We start from the raw sequence: 19,274 nt of genomic DNA on the forward strand, positions 1-19,274 counted from the left end.
GTTCAGCGCGCCGGGCGCCACTTCTGCGTGCGGCAGAAGAAGGCGATGCAGCCCTGCACCTTCAGGCTGCCGTCGGCCTCGCGCTTCAGGATCGACTTGTACGTCTTGCCCGACTTCGGATCGTAGATGCGCCCGCGCCAGTCGCTGCCGGCATCCGTGAAGCCGGTCAGGATCGTCAGCCCCTCCAGCGGCCGGTTGCGCAACGCCTCGTCGGGGTTGTTGCGGTCGACCGGCGGCCCGGACGGCGGCCCTTTCAGGAGCTTGGTGATCCGCCCGCACACCGCGTTGCCGCACGCGCCGATCGTCACCACCGCGTTGCCCTCCTCGGTCAGCCAGCGTCCGGCGACCGGCGTGGCGGCATGGGCGGGGCCGGCGAGCAGCACGGCGGCGGGGGCGAGAGCGAGCATGATGGAGCGCATGCCACCTTCCTGCCGCTCCACCCGGATCAAGGCAAGCGCGCTTGTCCGCCGCCGCCCCATCCGGCAGGACGGCCGCCGATGAACGCGCCCCCTTCCACGACCGACGTGCCCCCCGCCGACTTCACCCGCTCGCTCGCCGAGAGCCATCGCAGCATCGCGCTGCCGGTCGGCGCGGGCTTCTGGCGGCGGCTGTTCGCCTTTGCCGGGCCCGGCTACCTCGTCGCCGTCGGCTATATGGACCCCGGCAATTGGGCGACCGACATCGCCGGCGGCTCGGCCTTCGGCTACGCGCTGCTGTCGGTCGTGCTGCTGTCCAACCTGATGGCGATCGTCCTCCAGGCGCTGTCGGCGCGGCTCGGCGTCGCGTCGGGGCTCGACCTAGCGCAGGCGTGCCGGGCTAACTACTCGAAGCCCGTCACGATCGTCCTGTGGCTGCTGTGCGAGATCGCGATCATCGCCTGCGACCTGGCGGAGGTGCTCGGCACCGCCATCGCGCTGAAGCTGCTGTTCGGCCTGCCGCTCACCTGGGGCGTCGTCGTCACCGCGGTGGACGTGTTCCTGATCCTCGCGCTCCAGCGGTTCGGCTTCCGCAAGCTGGAGGCGTTCATCGTCGCGCTGCTGCTGGTGATCGCCGGCTGCTTCGTGTTCGAACTCACCCTCGCCCGGCCGGACATGGGCGGCGTGCTGCGCGGGCTGGTGCCGACGACCGACATCCTGACCAACCCGGCGATGCTCTACATCGCCATCGGCATCCTCGGCGCGACGGTGATGCCGCACAACCTCTACCTCCACTCCTCGATCGTCCAGACCCGCGCCTTCGGCCAGGACGCCGCGGGCAAGCGCGAGGCGGCCAAGATGGCGACGATCGACGGCACCGTCGCGCTCGGCCTCGCCTTCTTCATCAACGCCGCGATCCTGATCCTGGCGGCCGCCACCTTCCACACCGCCGGCCGCACCGACGTGGCCGAGATCGACGAGGCGTACCGCCTGCTCGCCCCCTCGCTGGGCGTCGGCGCGGCCAGCATCGTGTTCGCGGTGGCGCTGCTCGCCTCGGGCCAGAACTCCACCATCACCGGCACGCTCGCCGGGCAGATCGTGATGGAGGGCTTTCTCCACCTCCGCCTGCCCGTCTGGGCGCGGCGTCTCGTCACCCGCGCGCTCGCCATCATCCCCGCGGTGATCGTCGTCGGAGCCGCCGGCGACGCGGGCGCGACCCGGCTGCTGGTGCTCAGCCAAGTCATCCTGTCGCTCCAGCTGCCCTTCGCGGTGGTGCCGCTAGTCCGCTTCACCGGCAGCAAGGCGATCATGGGCGACCTCGCCAGCCCCGCCTGGCTCCGCGCCCTCGCCTGGACGATCGCCGCCGTCATCATCGGCCTCAACGCGACGTTGCTCTGGGGCATGCTGTAACGCACCGTCATGCCGGGCCCGTCCCGGCATCCAGGGTCACCGATCGATGCGCTGCTTGGCTGTGGACGCCGGGACGAGCCCGGCGTGACGGAGACACATACGTATGACCGCGTGACATCCGCCCCCGCGCCATTAGGGTCCGCTCCTCCCGCGAACTGATCCGGATCACAGCTTGGCCACCTCGCTCTCCGCCGCCCCCGTCCAGCCGAACAAGCTCGCCGAGGAGATCATCGACACGCTGGTCCACCGCATCGGCAAGGACCAGAAGGCCGCCCGCCCGCACGACTGGCTCGCCGCGACCATCCTCACCGTCCGCAACGACATCGTCGAGAAGTGGATGGATTCCACCCGCGACGCCCATGCCAAGGGCGCCAAGCGCGTCTATTATCTGAGCCTCGAATTCCTGATCGGCCGCCTGCTCCGCGACGCCCTGTCCAACCTGCGCCAGACCAGGGACGTGGCGGCGGCGCTGGAGACGCTCGGCGTCGACCTCGCGCAGATCGAGGAGATCGAGCCCGACGCCGCGCTCGGCAATGGCGGCCTGGGGCGCCTTGCAGCCTGCTTCATGGAGTCGCTCGCCAGCCTCGATCTGCCCGCCTACGGCTACGGCATCCGCTACGTGAACGGCATGTTCCGCCAGCGGATCGACGACGGCTTCCAGGTCGAGCTGCCCGAGAACTGGCTCCAATACGGCAACCCGTGGGAGTTCGAGCGCCGCGAGAGCAAATATTTCATCGGCTTCGGCGGCGAGGTCGTCGGCACCGAGACCGGCCACGTCCACTGGAAGGCGGGGGAAGGCGTCGAGGCGGTCGCGGTCGACACGCCCATGGTCGGCTGGCGCGGCAAGCGCGTCAACACGCTTCGCCTCTGGACCGCGCGCTCGCTCGATCCGCTCCAGCTCGACCGCTTCAACGCCGGCGATTTCGAGGGCGCGCTCCAGGGGCAGACGCGCGCCGACACGCTGGTCCGCGTCCTCTATCCCAACGACTCCACCGCCGCCGGCCAGGAACTCCGCCTGCGCCAGGAATATTTCTTCTCCTCCGCCTCGATCCAGGACATCGTCCGCCGCCATCTCCAATATGACGGCGACATCCGCACGCTGCCGACCAAGGCCGCGATCCAGCTCAACGACACCCATCCCGCGGTCGCCGTCGCCGAGCTGATGCGCCTGCTCGTCGACCATCACGATCTCGGCTTCGACGAGGCGTGGGACATCACCCGCGCCACCTTCGGCTACACCAACCACACGCTGCTGCCCGAGGCGCTGGAGAGCTGGCCGCTTCCCCTGTTCGAGCGGCTGCTGCCGCGCCACATGCAGCTCGTCTACGCGATCAACGCCAAGCTGCTGCGCGAGGCCAAGGCCAAGGGCGCCGACGAGGCCGCGATCAAGGCGATCAGCCTGATCGACGAGGGCGGCGAGCGTCGCGTCCGCATGGCCAACCTCGCCTTTGCCGGGTCGCACAGCGTCAACGGCGTCGCCGCGCTCCACACCGACCTGATGAAGCAGACGGTGTTCCGCGACCTGCACGCTCTCTATCCCGAGCGCATCAACAACAAGACCAACGGCATCACCCCGCGCCGCTGGCTCCAGGAGGCGAACCCAGGCCTGGCCTCGCTGATCGAGGAGGCGATCGGCCCCGGCTTCCGTGACGATGCTGCCGAGCTGGCGAAGCTCGACGCGCACGCCGACGACGACGCCTTCCAGCAGAAGTTCGCCGCCGTGAAGCGCGCCAACAAGGTCGCCCTGACGCAGTATCTCAGGGCCGAGATGGGCCTGCGCCTCGATCCCGACGCCATGTTCGACGTGCAGATCAAGCGCATCCACGAGTACAAGCGCCAGCTGCTCAACATCATCGAGACGGTCGCCCTCTACGACCAGATCAGGAGCCATCCGGAGCGCGAATGGGTGCCGCGCGTCAAGCTGTTCGCCGGCAAGGCCGCGTCGAGCTACGTCAACGCCAAGCTCATCATCAAGCTCGCCGGCGACGTCGCCCGCCGCATCAACGCCGACCCCGCGATCGGCGGCCTTCTCAAGGTCGCCTTCGTCCCGAACTACAACGTGTCGCTGGCCGAGAAGATCATCCCGGCGGCCAACCTGTCGGAACAGATCTCCACCGCCGGCATGGAGGCCTCGGGCACCGGCAACATGAAGTTCGCATTGAACGGCGCCCTCACCATCGGCACGCTCGACGGCGCCAACGTCGAGATCCGGGACCATGTCGGCGAGGACAATATCGTCATCTTCGGCATGACCGCGGACGAGGTCGCGCAAGCCCGCGCCGACGGCTACCGTCCCCGCGACATCATCGATCGCTCGCCCGAACTCGGCCAGGCGCTGTCGGCGATCGCCTCGGGCGTGTTCTCGCCCGACGATCCCGATCGCTACAAGGGGCTGATCGGCGGCCTCTACGACACCGACCATTTCATGCTCGCCGCCGATTTCGACGCCTATGCCGCCGCCCAGCGCGAGGTCGACCGGCGCTGGCACGACGCCGCGCAGTGGAATGCGACCGCGATCCGGAACGTCGCCCGCGTGGGATGGTTCTCGTCGGATCGTACTATCGCCGAGTACGCGAAGGATATCTGGGGAGTCCTGTGAAGCCATCTCGTGACGCCATCTCCGCCCTGCTCGAAGGGCGTCACGACGATCCCTTCTCGCTCCTGGGCGTCTTCCCCGGTCCCACCGGATCGTTCGCCCGCACCTGGATACCGGGCGCGACCACCGCGGAGGCGGTCGCGCTCGACGGCACCGCGCTCGGCACGCTGGAGCTGACCGAAGACGGCCTGTTCGAAGGGCCGGTGAAGGGCGATCCCCAGCCCGTCCGCTACCGTGCCGGCAACGGCGACGCGACCTGGGAGGTATCCGACCCCTATACCTTCGGGCCCGTCCTCGGCCCTACCGACGATTACCTGATGGGTGAGGGCACGCACCTTCGACTGTGGGACAAAATGGGTGCCCATCTGATCGAGCATCAGGGCGCCACCGGCATGCACTTCGCCGTCTGGGCGCCCGACGCGCGCCGCGTCTCGGTGGTCGGCAACTTCAACGCCTGGGACGGCCGCCGCCACGTCATGCGCCGCCGCGGCGGCGTTGGCGTGTGGGAGATCTTCATTCCCGACCTAGGCCCCGGCGAGGCGTACAAGTTCGAGCTGATCGGCCATAACGGCCAGCTCCTGCCGCAAAAGGCCGATCCCTTCGCCTTCGCCGCCGAGCTGCGCCCCCGCACCGCCTCGCTCACCACCGGCCCGATGCAGCACGTCTGGCAGGACGACGGCCACCGCGCGCATTGGGCCAAGACCGACCCCCGCCGCGCGCCCATCTCGATCTACGAGGTCCATGCCGGCTCGTGGGACAAGGACGAGAACGGCTGGTTCCTGACCTGGGACCAGCTCGCCGACCGCCTGATCCCCTACGTCGTCGACCTGGGCTTCACCCATATCGAGTTCCTGCCGATCACCGAGCACCCCTATGATCCGTCATGGGGATACCAGACCACCGGCCTCTACGCCCCCTCCGCCCGCTTCGGCGATCACGAGGGCTTCGCCCGCTTCGTCGACGGCGCGCACCAGGCGGGCATCGGCGTCCTGCTCGACTGGGTGCCCGCGCACTTCCCGCTCGACGCGCACGGCCTCGCCCGCTTCGACGGCACCGCGCTCTACGAGCATGACGATCCGCGCCTCGGCTACCACCCCGACTGGAACACCGCGATCTACAATTTCGGCCGGCGCGAGGTGTCGAGCTACCTCGTCAACAACGCACTGTTCTGGGCCGAGCGCTACCATCTCGACGGCCTGCGCGTCGATGCCGTCGCCTCGATGCTCTACCGCGACTACAGCCGCAAGGAGAACGAGTGGATTCCCAACGCCGATGGCGGCCGCGAGAATTGGGAGGCGGTGGAGTTCCTCCGCGCCACCAACCGCGCCGTCTACCGCGAGAACCCCGGCGTCTTCACCGTCGCCGAGGAGTCCACGAGCTGGCCCGGCGTCTCGCAGCCCGCCCCGCCCCCCGGTCACCGCGACGGCGGCCTCGGCTTCGGCTTCAAGTGGAACATGGGCTGGATGCATGACACGCTCCAGTACATGGCGCGCGATCCGCTCCACCGGCAGCATCACCACGGAGAGATCACTTTCGGGATGGTCTACGCCTATTCCGAGAACTTCGTCCTGCCGCTCAGCCACGACGAGGTCGTCCACGGCAAGGGCTCGCTGCTGGCCAAGATGCCCGGCGACGATTGGCAGCAATTCGCCAATCTGCGCCTCTACTACGCCTTCATGTGGGGCTATCCGGGCAAGAAGCTCCTGTTCATGGGCCAGGAATTCGCCCAGCGGCAGGAATGGTCGGAGGAACGCGCGCTCGACTGGTCCTTGCGCTGTTCGCACAGCCACGAAGGCGTGCTGAAGCTCGTCCGCGACCTCAACCGCCTCTACCGCGAGAAGCCCGCGCTCCACGCCCGCGACAACGAGCCCGAGGGCTTCGAGTGGCTGATCGGCGACGACAGCGCCAACTCCGTCTTCGCCTGGCTGCGCAAGGCACCCGGCGAGAAACCCGTCGCCGTCATCGCCAACATGACCCCCATCGCCCGCGCCCCCTACCGCGTGCCGCTGCCGCATGACGGCCGCTGGTGCGAGGTGATGAACTCCGACGCCAAGGATTATTGGGGCTCGGGCCTCGGCAACATGGGCGGGGTCGAGGCCAAGGACGGCGCGGCCTGGGTCACCCTCCCGCCCCTCGCCACGATCATGCTGGAATACGAAGGGTAACGTCATGCCGGGCCCTTCGGCGAAGCTCGGGAGAGCCTCGTCCCGGCATCTAGAGCCAAGCAGCGCATCTCTCGCAACTCTGGATGCCGGGGCGAGCCCGGCACGACGAGGAAAAGTCAGGAACACTCCCCTCGACAGCGTCGTTCAGGAATGAAAAGAACGACGACAACGAGGGAGAGGCACCATGGACCACCGCAAGGGTCAACCGCTGGCGCGCGACGCCATGGCCTACGTCCTCGCCGGCGGTCGCGGCAGCCGCCTCTACGAGATGACCGACACGCGCGCCAAACCCGCCGTCTATTTCGGCGGCAAGTCGCGCATCATCGACTTCGCCCTGTCGAACGCGCTCAACTCCGGCATCCGCCGCATGGGCGTCGCCACGCAATACAAGGCGCACAGCCTGATCCGCCATCTCCAGCGCGGCTGGAACTTCCTGCGGCCCGAGCGCAACGAGAGCTTCGACATCCTCCCCGCATCGCAGCGCGTGTCGGAGACGCAGTGGTACGAGGGCACCGCCGACGCCGTCTTCCAGAACATCGACATCATCGAGAGCTACGGTCCCGAATTCATGGTCATCCTGGCGGGCGACCACATCTACAAGATGGATTACGAGATCATGCTCCAGCAGCACTGCGACAGCGGTGCGGACGTGACCGTCGCCTGTATCGAGGTGCCCCGCATAGAGGCGACCGGCTTCGGCGTGATGCACGTCGACGAGAGCGACCGGATCGTCGATTTCGTCGAAAAGCCCGCCGATCCCCCCGCCATCCCCGGCAATCCGGAGGTCGCACTCGCCTCGCTCGGCATCTACGTCTTCGCCACCAAATTCCTGTTCGGGGAACTCCGCCGCGACGCCGCCACGCCCGGCTCGTCGCGCGATTTCGGCAAGGACATCATCCCCTACCTCGTCAAGCACGGCAAGGCGCAGGCGCACCGCTTCTCCGACAGCTGCGTCCGTTCCGACGGCGAGAGCCAGAGCTACTGGCGCGACGTCGGCACCATCGACGCCTATTGGGAAGCGAACATCGACCTGACCGATGTCCTCCCCCAGCTCGACCTCTACGACCATCGCTGGCCGATCTGGACCTATTCGGAGGTGACGCCCCCCGCCAAGTTCGTCCACGACATCGACGGCCGCCGCGGCTCCGCGGTCGCCAGCCTGGTCGCGGGCAACTGCATTGTCTCCGGCGCCTCGATCAACCGCTCGCTGCTGTCGACCGGCACCCGCGCGCACAGCTTCTCGATGCTCGACGAGGCGGTGGTGCTGCCGAACTGCGAGATCGGCCGCGGCGCGCGCCTGCGGAAAGTGGTGATCGACGCCGGCGTCAACATCCCCAACGGCCTCGTCGTCGGCGACGATCCCGAACTCGACGCCACCCGCTTCCGCCGCACCGACAAAGGCGTCTGCCTCGTCACCCAGCCGATGATCGACAAGCTCGCGCTGTGAGCCTCGCGGCCCATACCTCCCCGGAACGGGGAGGGGGACCGTCGCGCGGCAGCGCGATGGTGGAGGGGCAGCCAGGAGCGCCCCGCCCGGCAACTGCCCCTCCACCACTCGGCTGGCGCCGAGCGGTCCCCCTCCCCGTTCCGGGGAGGTATTGAGTCGTGCGCGTCCTCGCCGTCGCCTCCGAATGCTACCCTCTCGTCAAGACCGGTGGCCTCGCCGACGTCGTCGGTGCCCTCCCCGCCGCCCTCGCGCATCACGGCGTCGTCACCACCACCCTCCTCCCCGGCTACCCCGCCATGGCGCAGGCGACGCGCAGCGGCCGCGTCGTTCATCGCTGGCCCGACCTGCTCGGTGCCGAAGCCCGCCTGATCGAGACGCAGCTCGGCACCCAACCCCTGCTCGTCCTCGACGCCCCCGAACTCTACGCCCGCCCCGGCGGCCCCTACGCCGACGAGTCCGGCCGCGACTGGCCCGACAATTGGCGCCGCTTCGCCGCCCTCTCCCGCGCCGCCGGGGAACTCGCCGCCGGATTGGTCGACGGCTACCGTTTCGACCTCCTCCACGCGCACGACTGGCAAGCGGGCCTCGCCCCCGCCTACGCCCGCGCGCTGGGCGCCGCCGCGAAGAGCGTCGCCACCATCCACAACATCGCCTTCCAGGGCGTGTTCGACCGCGGCATCTTCCCCCGGCTCGGTCTTCCCGAGAGCATGTGGAGCATCGACGGCCTCGAATATTACGGCCAGGTCGGTTTCCTGAAGGCGGGCCTGGCGCTCGCCGACCGGATCACCACCGTCTCCCCCACCTACGCGCAGGAGATCCGGCGCGAGCAATTCGGCATGGGCCTGCAAGGGCTGATCGCCACCCGCGGTGCCACCGGCATCGTCAACGGCCTCGACCCTGCCGTCTGGAACCCGGAGACCGACGCCGCCCTCCCCGCCCGCTATACCCACCGCCTGCTCGATCGCCGCTCCCGCAACCGCGCTGCGGTCGAACAGACGTTCGGCCTGTCGGAAGGCGGTCCCCTCTTCTGCGTGGTCAGCCGCCTGACCGAGCAGAAGGGCATGGACGTGCTCGCTACCCTGCTCGACGAACTGGTCGATGGCGGTGGCCGCCTCGCCCTGCTCGGTTCGGGCGACAAGGCACTCGAAGCCGCTTTCCTCGCCGCCGCCCACCGCCACCCCGGCAGCATCGGCATTCGCATCGGCTACGACGAAGTCCTGTCGCACCTCCTCCAGGGCGGGGCCGACGCCATCCTCATTCCCTCGCGGTTCGAGCCGTGCGGCCTGACCCAGCTCTACGGCCTCGCTTATGGCTGCGTCCCCGTCGTGGCGCGCACCGGCGGCCTCGCCGACACGGTGATCGACGCCAACCAGGCCGCGCTCGCCGCCGGCGTCGCCACCGGCATCGTCCATGACGGGGTGACGCCCGACGCCCTCAGCCATGCCATCACCCGCGCGATGCACCTCCACGCGCGCCCGCCGGTCTGGCGCCGCCTCCAGGAAAACGGCATGCGCGCCGACTGGAGTTGGGACGCCTCCGCGCGCACCTATGCCGACCTCTTCCGCCAACTGACGGTACAGCCATGATCCGCGAGCACCAGACCACCCCCTTCCCCGACCAGAAGCCCGGCACCTCGGGTCTGCGCAAGAAGGTCCGCGTCTTCAGCCAACCGAACTATGCCGAGAATTTCGTCCAGTCGGTCTTCGACGTGATCGAGGGCAAGCAGGGCGCCACCCTGGTCATCGGCGGCGACGGCCGCTTCCTCAACCGCGAGGTGATCCAGGTCGCGATCCGCATCGCCGCCGCCGCCGGCTTCGCGCGCATCGTCGTCGGCCGCGGCGGCATCCTGTCGACGCCCGCCGCCAGCAATCTGATCCGCCTCCGCCGCGCGCTCGGCGGCCTGATCCTCTCGGCCAGCCACAACCCCGGCGGCCCCGAGGAAGACTTCGGCATCAAGTACAACATCGCCAACGGCGGCCCCGCGCCGGAGAAGATCACCGACGCCATCTACGCCCGCACCAGGGCGATCGACGTCTGGCGTGCCGTCGACGCCGCCGACATCGACCTCGACACCGACGGCGAAACGCAGGTCGGCGACGCCACCGTCGAGATCGTCGACCCCGTCGCCGACTATGCCGCCCTGATGGAGCGCCTGTTCGACTTCCCCGCCATCCGCGCCGCCAAGTTGACGATGGCGTTCGACGCGATGAGCGCCGTCACCGGCCCTTACGCGCACGAGATCCTGGAAAATTGCCTCAGCTTCGCCCCCGGCACCGTCCGCAACGGCACGCCGCTGCCCGATTTCGGCGGCCACCATCCCGACCCCAATCTCGTCCACGCCCGCGCGCTCTACGACCTGATGATGGGGCCGGACGCCCCCGATGTCGGCGCCGCCTCCGACGGCGACGGCGACCGCAACCTCATCATCGGCCGCGCCCGCTTCGTCACACCGTCGGACAGCCTGGCGATGCTCGCCGCCAACGCCCACCTCGCCCCCGGCTACAAGGACGGCCTGAAGGGCATCGCCCGCTCCATGCCCACCAGCGCCGCCGCCGACCGCGTCGCGGAACGGCTCGGCATCCCCGCCTACGAGACGCCCACCGGCTGGAAGTTCTTCGGCAACCTTCTCGACGCCGGCCTGGCCACCATCTGCGGCGAGGAATCCGCCGGCACCGGCTCCGACCATGTCCGCGAGAAGGACGGCCTGTGGGCGGTTCTCCTCTGGCTCAACATCCTCGCCGCGACCGGCAAGAGCGTCGACCAGCTTGCCCGCGACCATTGGGCGACGTACGGCCGCAACTATTACGCCCGCCACGACTATGAAGGCGTGGAGAGCGACCGCGCCGACGCGCTGATGGCGGAACTCCGCGGGCGTCTCGCCACCCTCCCCGGCGCGCGGTTCGGCGACCTCACCGTCGAGACCGCCGACGACTTCGCCTACACCGACCCGACCGACGGCTCGGTCAGCGAGCATCAGGGCGTCCGTATCCTGTTCGCCGGCAGCAGCCGCATCGTCTTCCGCCTGTCGGGCACCGGCACCAGCGGCGCGACGCTGCGCGTCTATCTCGAACGCTACGAGGCCGAGCGCGTCGACGAGGACACCACCGCGATGCTCGGCCAGATCGCCGCCGCCGCCGACGAGATCGCCGGCATCGTCCGCCATACCGGCCGTGACCATCCCGACGTCGTCACGTGACCAGCGCCCTCGCCCGGTTCCGCCGCCGGGTCGGCGACTATTTCTGGCCGCCCGTCGTTCCCGGCACCCTCGGCGCCCACCCGGTGGAGGGCCGCACCCATTTCGCCGTCCGCGCGCCCGACGCCACCCGCGTCACGCTCTGCCTGTTCGACGGCGATACGGAGCGATGGGTCCCGATGGTCCGCGCCGGCGACCAATGGCAGGCTGACGTTCCTGGTATCGGCCCCGGCCAGCACTACGGCTACCGCACCGACGCCGACTTTCGGAAGCTCCTCGTCGATCCCTACGCGCTCGAACTCGACCGCCGCTACGCCTACGATCCCGCGCTCGGGCAGCCCGGCATCGACACCACCGCGCTCGTCCCCAAGGCGATCGTGCCCGTGCCCTGGCAGGACGGCCCTCCGCCCCCACCGCTCTTCACCCCCGACGGCCTGATCTACGAACTGAACGTCCGCGGCTTCACCATGCTGCACCCCGACGTGCCGCCGGAGCAGCGCGGCACCGTTGCCGCGCTCGCCCACCCCGCCGTCGTCGCGCACTTCCGCCGCCTCGGCGTCGCCGCGATCGAGCTGATGCCGATCGTCGCCTGGATCGACGAGCGTCACCTGCCGCCCCTCGGCCTCATCAACGCCTGGGGCTACAATCCCGTCACCCCCATGGCGCTCGACCCGCGCCTCTGCCCGGGCGGCATCGACGAACTCCGCACCACGATCGCCACCTTGCGCGAGAACGGCATCGGCGTCCTCCTCGACCTCGTCTTCAACCACACCGGCGAGAGCGACGGGAGCGGCCCCACCCTCTCCTTCCGCGGCCTCGATCCAACGACCTACGCGCGCACGCCCGACGGCGCCCTCGTCAACGATTCCGGCTGCGGCAACACGCTCGACTTCGCGCGCGCCCACGTCCGCCAGATCACCCTCGACACGCTCCGCCATTTCGCGCGCCTCGGCGTCGACGGCTTCCGCTTCGACCTCGCCCCCGTCCTCGCGCGCGGTCCCAGCTTCGATGCCGCCGCACCGATCTTCGCCGAGATCGCCGCCGACCCGATCCTCTCCACCCGCGTGATGATCGCCGAGCCGTGGGACATCGGCCCCGGCGGCTACCAGCTCGGCCACTTCCCCCCGACCTGGCTGGAGTGGAACGACCGCTACCGCGACGACGTCCGCCGCTTCTGGCGCGGCGAGGGAGAGGCGGGCACGCTGGCGACGCGCATCGCCGGCTCGTCCGATGTCTTCCGCGGCGGCGACGCCACCCGCAGCATCAACTTCGTCGCCGCGCACGACGGCTTCGCCCTCGCCGACGTCGTCGCCTACGCCACCCGCCACAACGAGGCGAACGGCGAGAACAACCGCGACGGCCATGGCGGCGAGGTCGCCTGGAACGGCGGCGAGGAAGGCCCCACCACCGATCCCGCGATCCGCGCCCGCCGCGACGCCGACGTGCGCGCGCTGCTGGCGACGCTGTTCGCCTCGCGCGGCACGCCGATGCTGACCGCCGGCGACGAGTTCGGCCGCACGCAACGCGGCAACAACAACGCCTATTGCCAGGACGAACTCTCCTGGCTCGACTGGCAGAACCGCGACACCGCGCTCGAGGACTATGTCGCCCGCCTCTCCGCCCTTCGCCGCGCCGGCCCGCTCGCCGCGCAGACCTGGCTGGAGGCGGCGGACTGGCGCGACCTCGCCGACCGGCCGATGACGCCCGAGCGGTGGCAGGGCGCCCACGGCTTCCTGCTGCGCCTGCCCGATCCCGCCGAGCCGACGGAAACGCTGTTCCTCCGCATCGACCGGGGGGAACGCCGCGTCACCCTCGCCCGCGCGACCCTGTTGGAGAGCCGCCCATGATCCGCCCCGTCCTTGCCCTGCTCGCGGTCGCGCTCGCCGCTCCTGCGCCCGCGCGAGCGCCGGTATCGCCCACGCCGCTCTCCCCCGCGCAACGCTTCGGCGACCTCTACCGCCAAGTGCAGATGCGGCGCCTCTTCCCCGATTCGAAGACCTTCGCCGACGCGACGCCCAGGCGCCCCGACGCCGCGGTGATGGCCGCCTATCGCCGCTGCGCCTGCACCACCGACCCCGCCCTGCGCCGCTTCATCGCCGCCAACTTCACGCTTCCCGCCGCACCGATCGTCCGGCCGCAGCCGCGCGCGCCCCTCGCCCAGCACATCGACCGCCTCTGGCCGCAACTCACCCGCGAGACCCGGACCGTGCCCCCCGGCTCCTCCGCGCTGACCCTGCCCAGGCCCTATGTCGTCCCCGGCGGCCGCTTCCGCGAGATGTATTACTGGGACAGCTACTTCACCATGCTCGGCCTGCCGCTGGCCGGTCGGCAGGATCTGGTCGAGGGCATGGTCGCCGATTTCGGCAGCCTCGTCGACCGCTACGGCCGCATCCCCAACGGCACCCGCACCTACTATCTCAGCCGCTCGCAGCCGCCGGTCTTCTACCTCATGTCCGGCCTATCGCGCGACGCGACGACGCTCGCCACCCGCAACCGCCAGCTCCGCGCCGAGCACGCCTTCTGGATGACGGGCGAACGCACCCTCAAGCCCGGCGAGCAGCACGCCCGTGTTGTCCGGCTGGCCGACGGCGCCCTCCTCAACCGCTACTGGGACGACCGTGACGATCCCCGCGACGAGAGCTGGCGAGAAGACGCCGAACTCGCCGCCACCACCCCGGCTCGCGACGCGAAACAGCTCTACCGCGACCTGCGCGCCGCGGCGGAGAGCGGCTGGGACTTTTCCTCGCGATGGTTCGCCGATGGCCGCACCCTGGCGACGATCCGCACCACCCGCCTCGTTCCCGTCGACCTCAACAGCCTGATGCTCGGCCTGGAACAGGCGATCGCCGCCAATTGCCGCACGCTGCGCGACGCGCCCTGCGCCACCGCCTTCGCCGCCCGCGCCGCCGCCCGCACCGCCGCGATCCGGCAGCATCTGTGGAACGGCCGCTTCTTCGCCGACTACGATCTCGACACCGGCGCCGCCAACGATCGGCTGACCGCCGCCACCGTGTTTCCGCTCTTCGCCCGCGTCGCCACCGCCGACCAGGCCCGCGCCACCGCCCGCGCCTTCGAGCCGCTGGTCGGGCAGGGCGGCGTCCGCGCCACCTTGGTGCCGAGCGGCCAGCAATGGGACGAGCCCAATGGCTGGGCGCCGCACCAGTGGGTCGCGATCCAGGGGCTGCGCCACTATGGCGAGACCGCGCTCGCCGCCCGCATCAAGGCCGCCTGGCTCGCCGGCGTCACCGCCGAGTACCGGGCTTCCGGCAAGCTCCTGGAGAAATACGACGTCGCCGAGCGTCGCCCCGGCGGCGGCGGCGAATATCCCAATCAGGACGGTTTCGGCTGGACCAACGGCGTCACTCGCGCGCTCCTCGCGGAACCGCGCTGACGCACATTCGGCTTGTCGCGGTAGCGAAAGCTTACCCCTACTCGCTTCGTCACCTCGGACTTGATCCGGGGTCTAGTGCCAAGCAGCGCAACACCCTCCGGCGTGGAACCCCGGAACGCACCCGGCACGACGAAGCGGATGCACGCGCGGCCCATCTGATCGCCGCGGCGCGACCGCTTCAAATCCACCCGACCACCTCGTAGAACCCGCTTATGCCCACCTATCGCCGACGCCGCAGCGCCCTGTTCATGCCCGCCTCCAACCCTCGCGCCATCAGCAAGGCGCGCACCCTCCCCTGCGACGTCGTCATCCTCGACCTCGAAGACGCGGTCGCCCCCGAGATGAAGGACGACGCGCGCGGCGCCGCCCTCGCCGCGGTGGCGGAGGGCGGCTTCGGCCCGCGCGAGCTGGTGATCCGCGTCAACGCGATCGACACGCCCGCCGGCGCCGCCGACCTCGCCGCGCTGCGCCAGGTCGAGGTCGCACCCGATGCCGTCCTGCTCCCCAAACTCGCCGGCGCCCGCATGGTCGCCGACGCGCGTGCGGCACTCGGCGACGACATCCCGCTCTGGGCGATGATCGAGACCGCCGCCGCCCTCCTCGCCCTGCCCGCCATCGCCGCCACGGGCGACTTCGGCCTCGCCGCGCTGGTCGCGGGCACCAACGACCTCGCGCTCGACCTGCGCTGCCGGCCGGGCTCCGATCGCGGCCCGCTGCTTCCCGCATTGGCGCAGATCGTCGCGGCGGCCCGCGCCGGCGGCATGGTGGCGCTCGACGGCGTCCTCAACGCGATCGACGATCCGGAGCGGCTACGCGCCGAGTGCGATCAGGGGCGTGGCTGGGGGTTCGACGGCAAGACGCTGATCCACCCCGCGCAGATCGATGCCGCCAACGCCGCCTTCGGTCCGACGCCGGCGGAGCATGATTGGGCCACCCGCGTCATCGCGCTGTTCGCCGATCCCGCCAATGCGAGGCGCGGCGCCGCGAAACTGGACGGCGCGATGGTGGAACGGCTCCACCTCGCGGAGGCGGAACGGATCGTCGCGCTCGCCGATCCGGCCTAGCGGCCGATCCAGTCGGCGACCTGCGCCGCCACCTGGTTCGCCGCCTGGTTGAGCGCCGGCCCGGTCGATGCCGCGTCGATCGCGGCGACCGGCACGCGCGCCTCGAAACGACGCTTCTCGATATCCTTCTGGCCCGACCGGGTCAGCGCCGCGTCGAACGTCACCACCGCCTCGCGCGTCGTCGCATCCAGGCCGAAATTGCGCAGCTCGCCGTCCAACTGGTCATTGGCCTCGCCCACCGCCTGCACCTGGCTCACGACCACCCGACCCGTGCGCGCCGCGACGGTGTCGGACACCAGCCGCGCGAACAGCCGCGCCGGCGGCTCGGACCATTGCGCGTCCTTGACATAAGCGAGGCCGGTCGGGCTCGTCTGCACCGGCACCCGCGGCACGGCGAGCGCGGCGGAGGTGACCGGCACCGTCACCACCAGCGACTTGGCAAGGCTGGAATCCTGCTGCTGACCCGCCGGCAGCTGCGCCGTGCTGGTCAGCGTCAGCAACGTATCGGGCGGCTCCGCACCGAAACTGATGCAACCGGCGAGCGTCAGCGACGCGGCGAGGAGGGTGGGGAGGGCGAGCTTGTTCATGGTGTCTCTCACTTACCCTTGTAGTCCGGCAGCTTCTGCGACCCGATCAGCGAGCTGGCGCCGCGCTGGTCGACCTTCTCCGCGATCGACGACAGCGCCGCCGCCGAGGTGCGCAGGTCGCGCACCAGCCGGTTCGCCTCCGGAATGGTCTGGCGCGAAAAGGTCTGGAGGCCGGGTCGCGCGTCGCCGATCGCGGCGTTGAGCGTCTCGGCGGATTTCTGCGCGGAGGCGATGGCGCCGTTGAGGTTGCGGATCGTCGGCTGGATGTCGTCGGCGAGCACGCCATTGGTGGTCGCCGCCAGTTCGCCGATCTGCTGTGCGGCGTTGCCGGCCTGCTGGATGGCGACGCGCGTCTGCGCCAGCGTCGCGGCGATCTCCGGCCCGCGATCGGCGAGCGCGTCGGTCAGCCGGTTGGTGTTCTCCAGGATGCCGGCGATCGACGCCTGGTTGCGGTCGGTCAGCAGCCCGGTCAGTCGCTCGGTCAGCGTCGACAGCCGCTCCAGCAGTTGCGGTGCGGAGTTGAGGATCGCGCCCAGGCCGCCCTGCTTGGTGGGGATCACCGGCACGCCGTAGGGGCAGTCCTGCGGGTTCGGCTGATCTGGACAGGCGATCGGCTGCGCGTCCTTGCGCGCGCCCTCCAGCGACACCTGGCTGACGCCGGTGAAGCCGACGCCGGAGATCGACGCGGTGGTGCCCTGCAGCACCGGCGTCTCGTCGTTAACGCTGATGCGCACGCGCACGAACTGCGGGTCGTTGGGCCAGAGCTGGATCGACTTCACCTGCCCCGACGGCACGCCGGAGAAGACCACCGCCGATCCGCGCGCAAGGCCGTCGACCGACTGTCGGAAGAAGATGTCGTATTCCTTCTCCTGCGCGCCGCCCAGGCGGGCGATCCACACGGTGAACAGCGCCACCGCGGCGAGCAGGATCAGCACGACGGCGCCGACCAGGACGTGGTTCGAACGGGTTTCCATCAGTTCTTCCTCGTACCCTCTTGCGCGGTTCCCCTTGCCGCGTTGTCCGACACGCCGCCCTGCGACGGCTGCTCGGTCTGCTTCTCTCTCACCTCGGTCGGGTGCGCGTCGGCGTCATGGTCCGCGGACAGCAATTCCTGCCCCGTCGCCGCGGCGCGGCCGCGTGGCCCCTCGAAATATTCGTGGATCCAGGGATGGTCGGTCGCCTTCAGCTCGTCGATCGTGCCGATCGCGATGACCTTCTTGTCGGCGAGCACCGCCACCCGGTCGCAGATCGCGTACAGCGTATCGAGGTCGTGGGTGATGAGGAACACCGTCAGTCCCAGCGTCCGCTGGAGCGACTGGATCAGCCCGTCGAACGCCGCCGCGCCGATCGGGTCCAGCCCCGCGGTCGGCTCGTCCAGGAACAGCAATTCCGGGTCCATCGCCAGCGCGCGGGCCAGGCCGGCGCGCTTCTTCATGCCGCCCGACAATTCGGCTGGATATTTGGGACCGGCGTCCGCGGGCAGGCCCGTCATCACCACCTTGTAGGCGGCGATCTCGTCGAGCAGCGACTGCGGCAGTTCGCGGTAGAATTCGCGCAAGGGAACCTGCACGTTCTCCGCCACCGTCAGCGTCGAGAACAGCGCCCCGCCCTGGAACAGCACGCCCCAGCGTTTGCGGATCGCCGTCGCCTCGGTCTCGTCGCGGCCGACGGTGGGCTCGCCGAAGACGGTGATCTCGCCCGCGTCCGGCGTCTGCAGGCCGATGATCGAGCGCATCAGCACCGACTTGCCCGTGCCCGACCCGCCGACCACGCCCAGGATCTCGCCGCGGCGTACCTGGAGGTCTAGCCCTTCGTGGATCACCGATGTGCCGAAGCTGTTGCGCAGCCCCTCCACGTCGACGATGATGTCGTCGCCCCGATCGTTCTGCCCGCGCGCCATCAGTTCCAGCCAATCCACGAGAAGAACACCGCGAAAAAGGCGTCGAGCACGATCACCAGGAAAATGCCCTGTACCACCGCGGAGGTAGTGCGCAGGCCGACCTGCTCCGCGTCCGCCTCCACCTGCATGCCCTGGAAGCAGCCGGCGATGGCGATGATCGCGCCGAACACCGGCGCCTTGATGAGGCCGATATACAGGTCGGTGATCGGCACCACCTCGCGAATGCGGGCGATGAAGGTGACGGGCGGGATCTCCAGCGTCACCCACGACAGCAAACCGCCGCCGACCAGCGCCACCATGGAGGTGAAGAAGCCGAGCAGCGGCATCAGGATCACCGCCGCCATCGTGCGCGGCAGCACCAGCGCCTCCATCGGCGACACGCCGATCGTGCGCATCGCGTCGATCTCCTCGGTCAGCTTCATGGTGCCGATCTGCGCCGCGAAGGCCGAGCCGGAGCGGCCGGCGACCATGATCGCGGTCATCAGCACGCCCAGTTCGCGCAGCGTCAGCCGCCCGACCAGGTTGATCGTGAACACCTCCGCGCCGAACTGGCGCAGCTGCACCGCGCCCTGCTGCGCGATCACCATGCCGATCAGGAAGCCCATCAGCCCGAGGATGCCGAGCGCGGCGACCCCCACCGTCTCGAACTCGTGCACCACCGCGTTGAAGCGGAAACGGCGCGGGTGGCGGATCACCGCGCCCAACGCGATCGTCGTCGCGCCCATGAAGCCGACCAAGCCCGTCAGCGTACGCCCGGTCAGCACCACCGCGTCGCCGATCTCGCCCAGCACGCGCCCGAAACCGCTCTGTGCCTTGGGCCGCAGCACCACCGGCTTGTCCGAGTCCACCACCTGATCGAACAGGTGCTGCCCGTCCTCGCTCAATCCCTCGACCGGCGCGTCGTGGCGCGCCGCGAAACGGTGGACGACCCAGGCACCGACGGTGTCGATCCGGTCGATGTCAGAGAGGTCGACCCGGTCCACCCGGCCGACGCGTTCCAGCCGCTCGGGCAGCGTACCCAGCCTCGCCAGCGACAGGTCGCCGGAGAAACGGACCGTCCCCTGGTCCTCCCGGAATTCGGCGGAATCGCTCATCGGGCCCTTCC

14 protein-coding genes are annotated in these 19,274 nt (G+C 69.9%); 9 read left to right on the forward strand and 5 right to left on the reverse strand.

The genetic code is table 11. The annotated features are described in order from the left end of the window. Positions 1–2: 2 nt before the first annotated feature. On the reverse strand, positions 3–419 hold the full coding sequence (locus BM145_RS07665; RefSeq protein ID WP_093333016.1) for a DUF2147 domain-containing protein: 417 nt from the start codon (positions 417–419) through the stop codon (positions 3–5). 78 nt (positions 420–497) lie between these two features. Here BM145_RS07665 and BM145_RS07670 point away from each other — a divergent pair, with 78 nt between their 5' ends. The 9 genes from BM145_RS07670 to BM145_RS07710 all read left to right on the forward strand — a co-directional run bounded on the left by BM145_RS07670 (position 498) and on the right by BM145_RS07710 (position 15,682). Continuing rightward, on the forward strand, positions 498–1,826 hold the full coding sequence (locus BM145_RS07670) for an Nramp family divalent metal transporter (RefSeq protein ID WP_093333017.1): 1,329 nt from the start codon (positions 498–500) through the stop codon (positions 1,824–1,826). A gap of 172 nt (positions 1,827–1,998) precedes the next feature. Continuing rightward, positions 1,999–4,425, forward strand: coding sequence for a glycogen/starch/alpha-glucan phosphorylase (locus BM145_RS07675; RefSeq protein ID WP_093333019.1), 2,427 nt, complete (start codon positions 1,999–2,001; stop codon positions 4,423–4,425). Then, positions 4,422–6,587 (forward strand): 1,4-alpha-glucan branching protein GlgB, encoded by a 2,166-nt coding sequence (glgB, locus tag BM145_RS07680; protein WP_093333021.1) that lies wholly within the window; start codon positions 4,422–4,424, stop codon positions 6,585–6,587. The genes BM145_RS07675 and glgB overlap by 4 nt, the downstream gene beginning before the upstream one ends. Positions 6,588–6,771: 184 nt before the next feature. After that, positions 6,772–8,034, forward strand: a complete 1,263-nt coding sequence (gene glgC / locus BM145_RS07685) for a glucose-1-phosphate adenylyltransferase (protein ID WP_093333023.1) — start codon at positions 6,772–6,774, stop codon at positions 8,032–8,034. A 158-nt stretch (positions 8,035–8,192) separates the two neighbouring features. Next, positions 8,193–9,620 carry a glycogen synthase GlgA gene (gene glgA, locus BM145_RS07690; RefSeq protein ID WP_093333025.1) on the forward strand — a complete coding sequence of 476 codons (1,428 nt, stop codon included), beginning with the start codon at positions 8,193–8,195 and terminating at the stop codon, positions 9,618–9,620. Beyond that, positions 9,617–11,230, forward strand: coding sequence for an alpha-D-glucose phosphate-specific phosphoglucomutase (locus tag BM145_RS07695; protein WP_093333027.1), 1,614 nt, complete (start codon positions 9,617–9,619; stop codon positions 11,228–11,230). Before glgA ends, BM145_RS07695 begins: the two co-directional genes overlap by 4 nt. Beyond that, positions 11,227–13,074 (forward strand): glycogen debranching protein, encoded by a 1,848-nt coding sequence (locus BM145_RS07700; RefSeq protein ID WP_281244355.1) that lies wholly within the window; start codon positions 11,227–11,229, stop codon positions 13,072–13,074. Before BM145_RS07695 ends, BM145_RS07700 begins: the two co-directional genes overlap by 4 nt. Next, a complete protein-coding gene (treA, locus tag BM145_RS07705) occupies positions 13,071–14,618 on the forward strand; it encodes an alpha,alpha-trehalase TreA (protein WP_093333028.1) in 1,548 nt (515 codons plus the stop codon). Before BM145_RS07700 ends, treA begins: the two co-directional genes overlap by 4 nt. 212 nt (positions 14,619–14,830) lie before the next feature. Further along, positions 14,831–15,682 (forward strand): HpcH/HpaI aldolase/citrate lyase family protein, encoded by an 852-nt coding sequence (locus tag BM145_RS07710; RefSeq protein ID WP_093333030.1) that lies wholly within the window; start codon positions 14,831–14,833, stop codon positions 15,680–15,682. On the opposite strand, the gene BM145_RS07715 is transcribed toward BM145_RS07710, so the two are convergent. From BM145_RS07715 to BM145_RS07730, 4 genes are read right to left on the reverse strand one after another with little or no spacing between them, the layout of a single operon-like run. Then, positions 15,679–16,269: an ABC-type transport auxiliary lipoprotein family protein gene (locus BM145_RS07715; protein ID WP_093333031.1), complete on the reverse strand. Its 591-nt coding sequence runs from the start codon at positions 16,267–16,269 to the stop codon at positions 15,679–15,681. The two genes, BM145_RS07710 and BM145_RS07715, sit on opposite strands and share 4 nt — an antisense overlap. A gap of 8 nt (positions 16,270–16,277) precedes the next feature. Beyond that, positions 16,278–17,243 carry an MlaD family protein gene (locus tag BM145_RS07720; RefSeq protein ID WP_093333033.1) on the reverse strand — a complete coding sequence of 322 codons (966 nt, stop codon included), beginning with the start codon at positions 17,241–17,243 and terminating at the stop codon, positions 16,278–16,280. Next, positions 17,243–18,169: an ABC transporter ATP-binding protein gene (locus BM145_RS07725; RefSeq protein ID WP_093333193.1), complete on the reverse strand. Its 927-nt coding sequence runs from the start codon at positions 18,167–18,169 to the stop codon at positions 17,243–17,245. Before BM145_RS07725 ends, BM145_RS07720 begins: the two co-directional genes overlap by 1 nt. After that, entirely contained in the window at positions 18,169–19,263 is a 1,095-nt protein-coding gene (locus BM145_RS07730) for an ABC transporter permease (RefSeq protein WP_093333034.1), read from the reverse strand. The genes BM145_RS07725 and BM145_RS07730 overlap by 1 nt, the downstream gene beginning before the upstream one ends. Between the last annotated feature and the right edge of the window lie 11 nt (positions 19,264–19,274).

It is taken from the genome of Sphingomonas rubra (assembly GCF_900115745.1).
GTDB classification, from domain to species: Bacteria; Pseudomonadota; Alphaproteobacteria; order Sphingomonadales; family Sphingomonadaceae; genus Sphingomonas; species Sphingomonas rubra.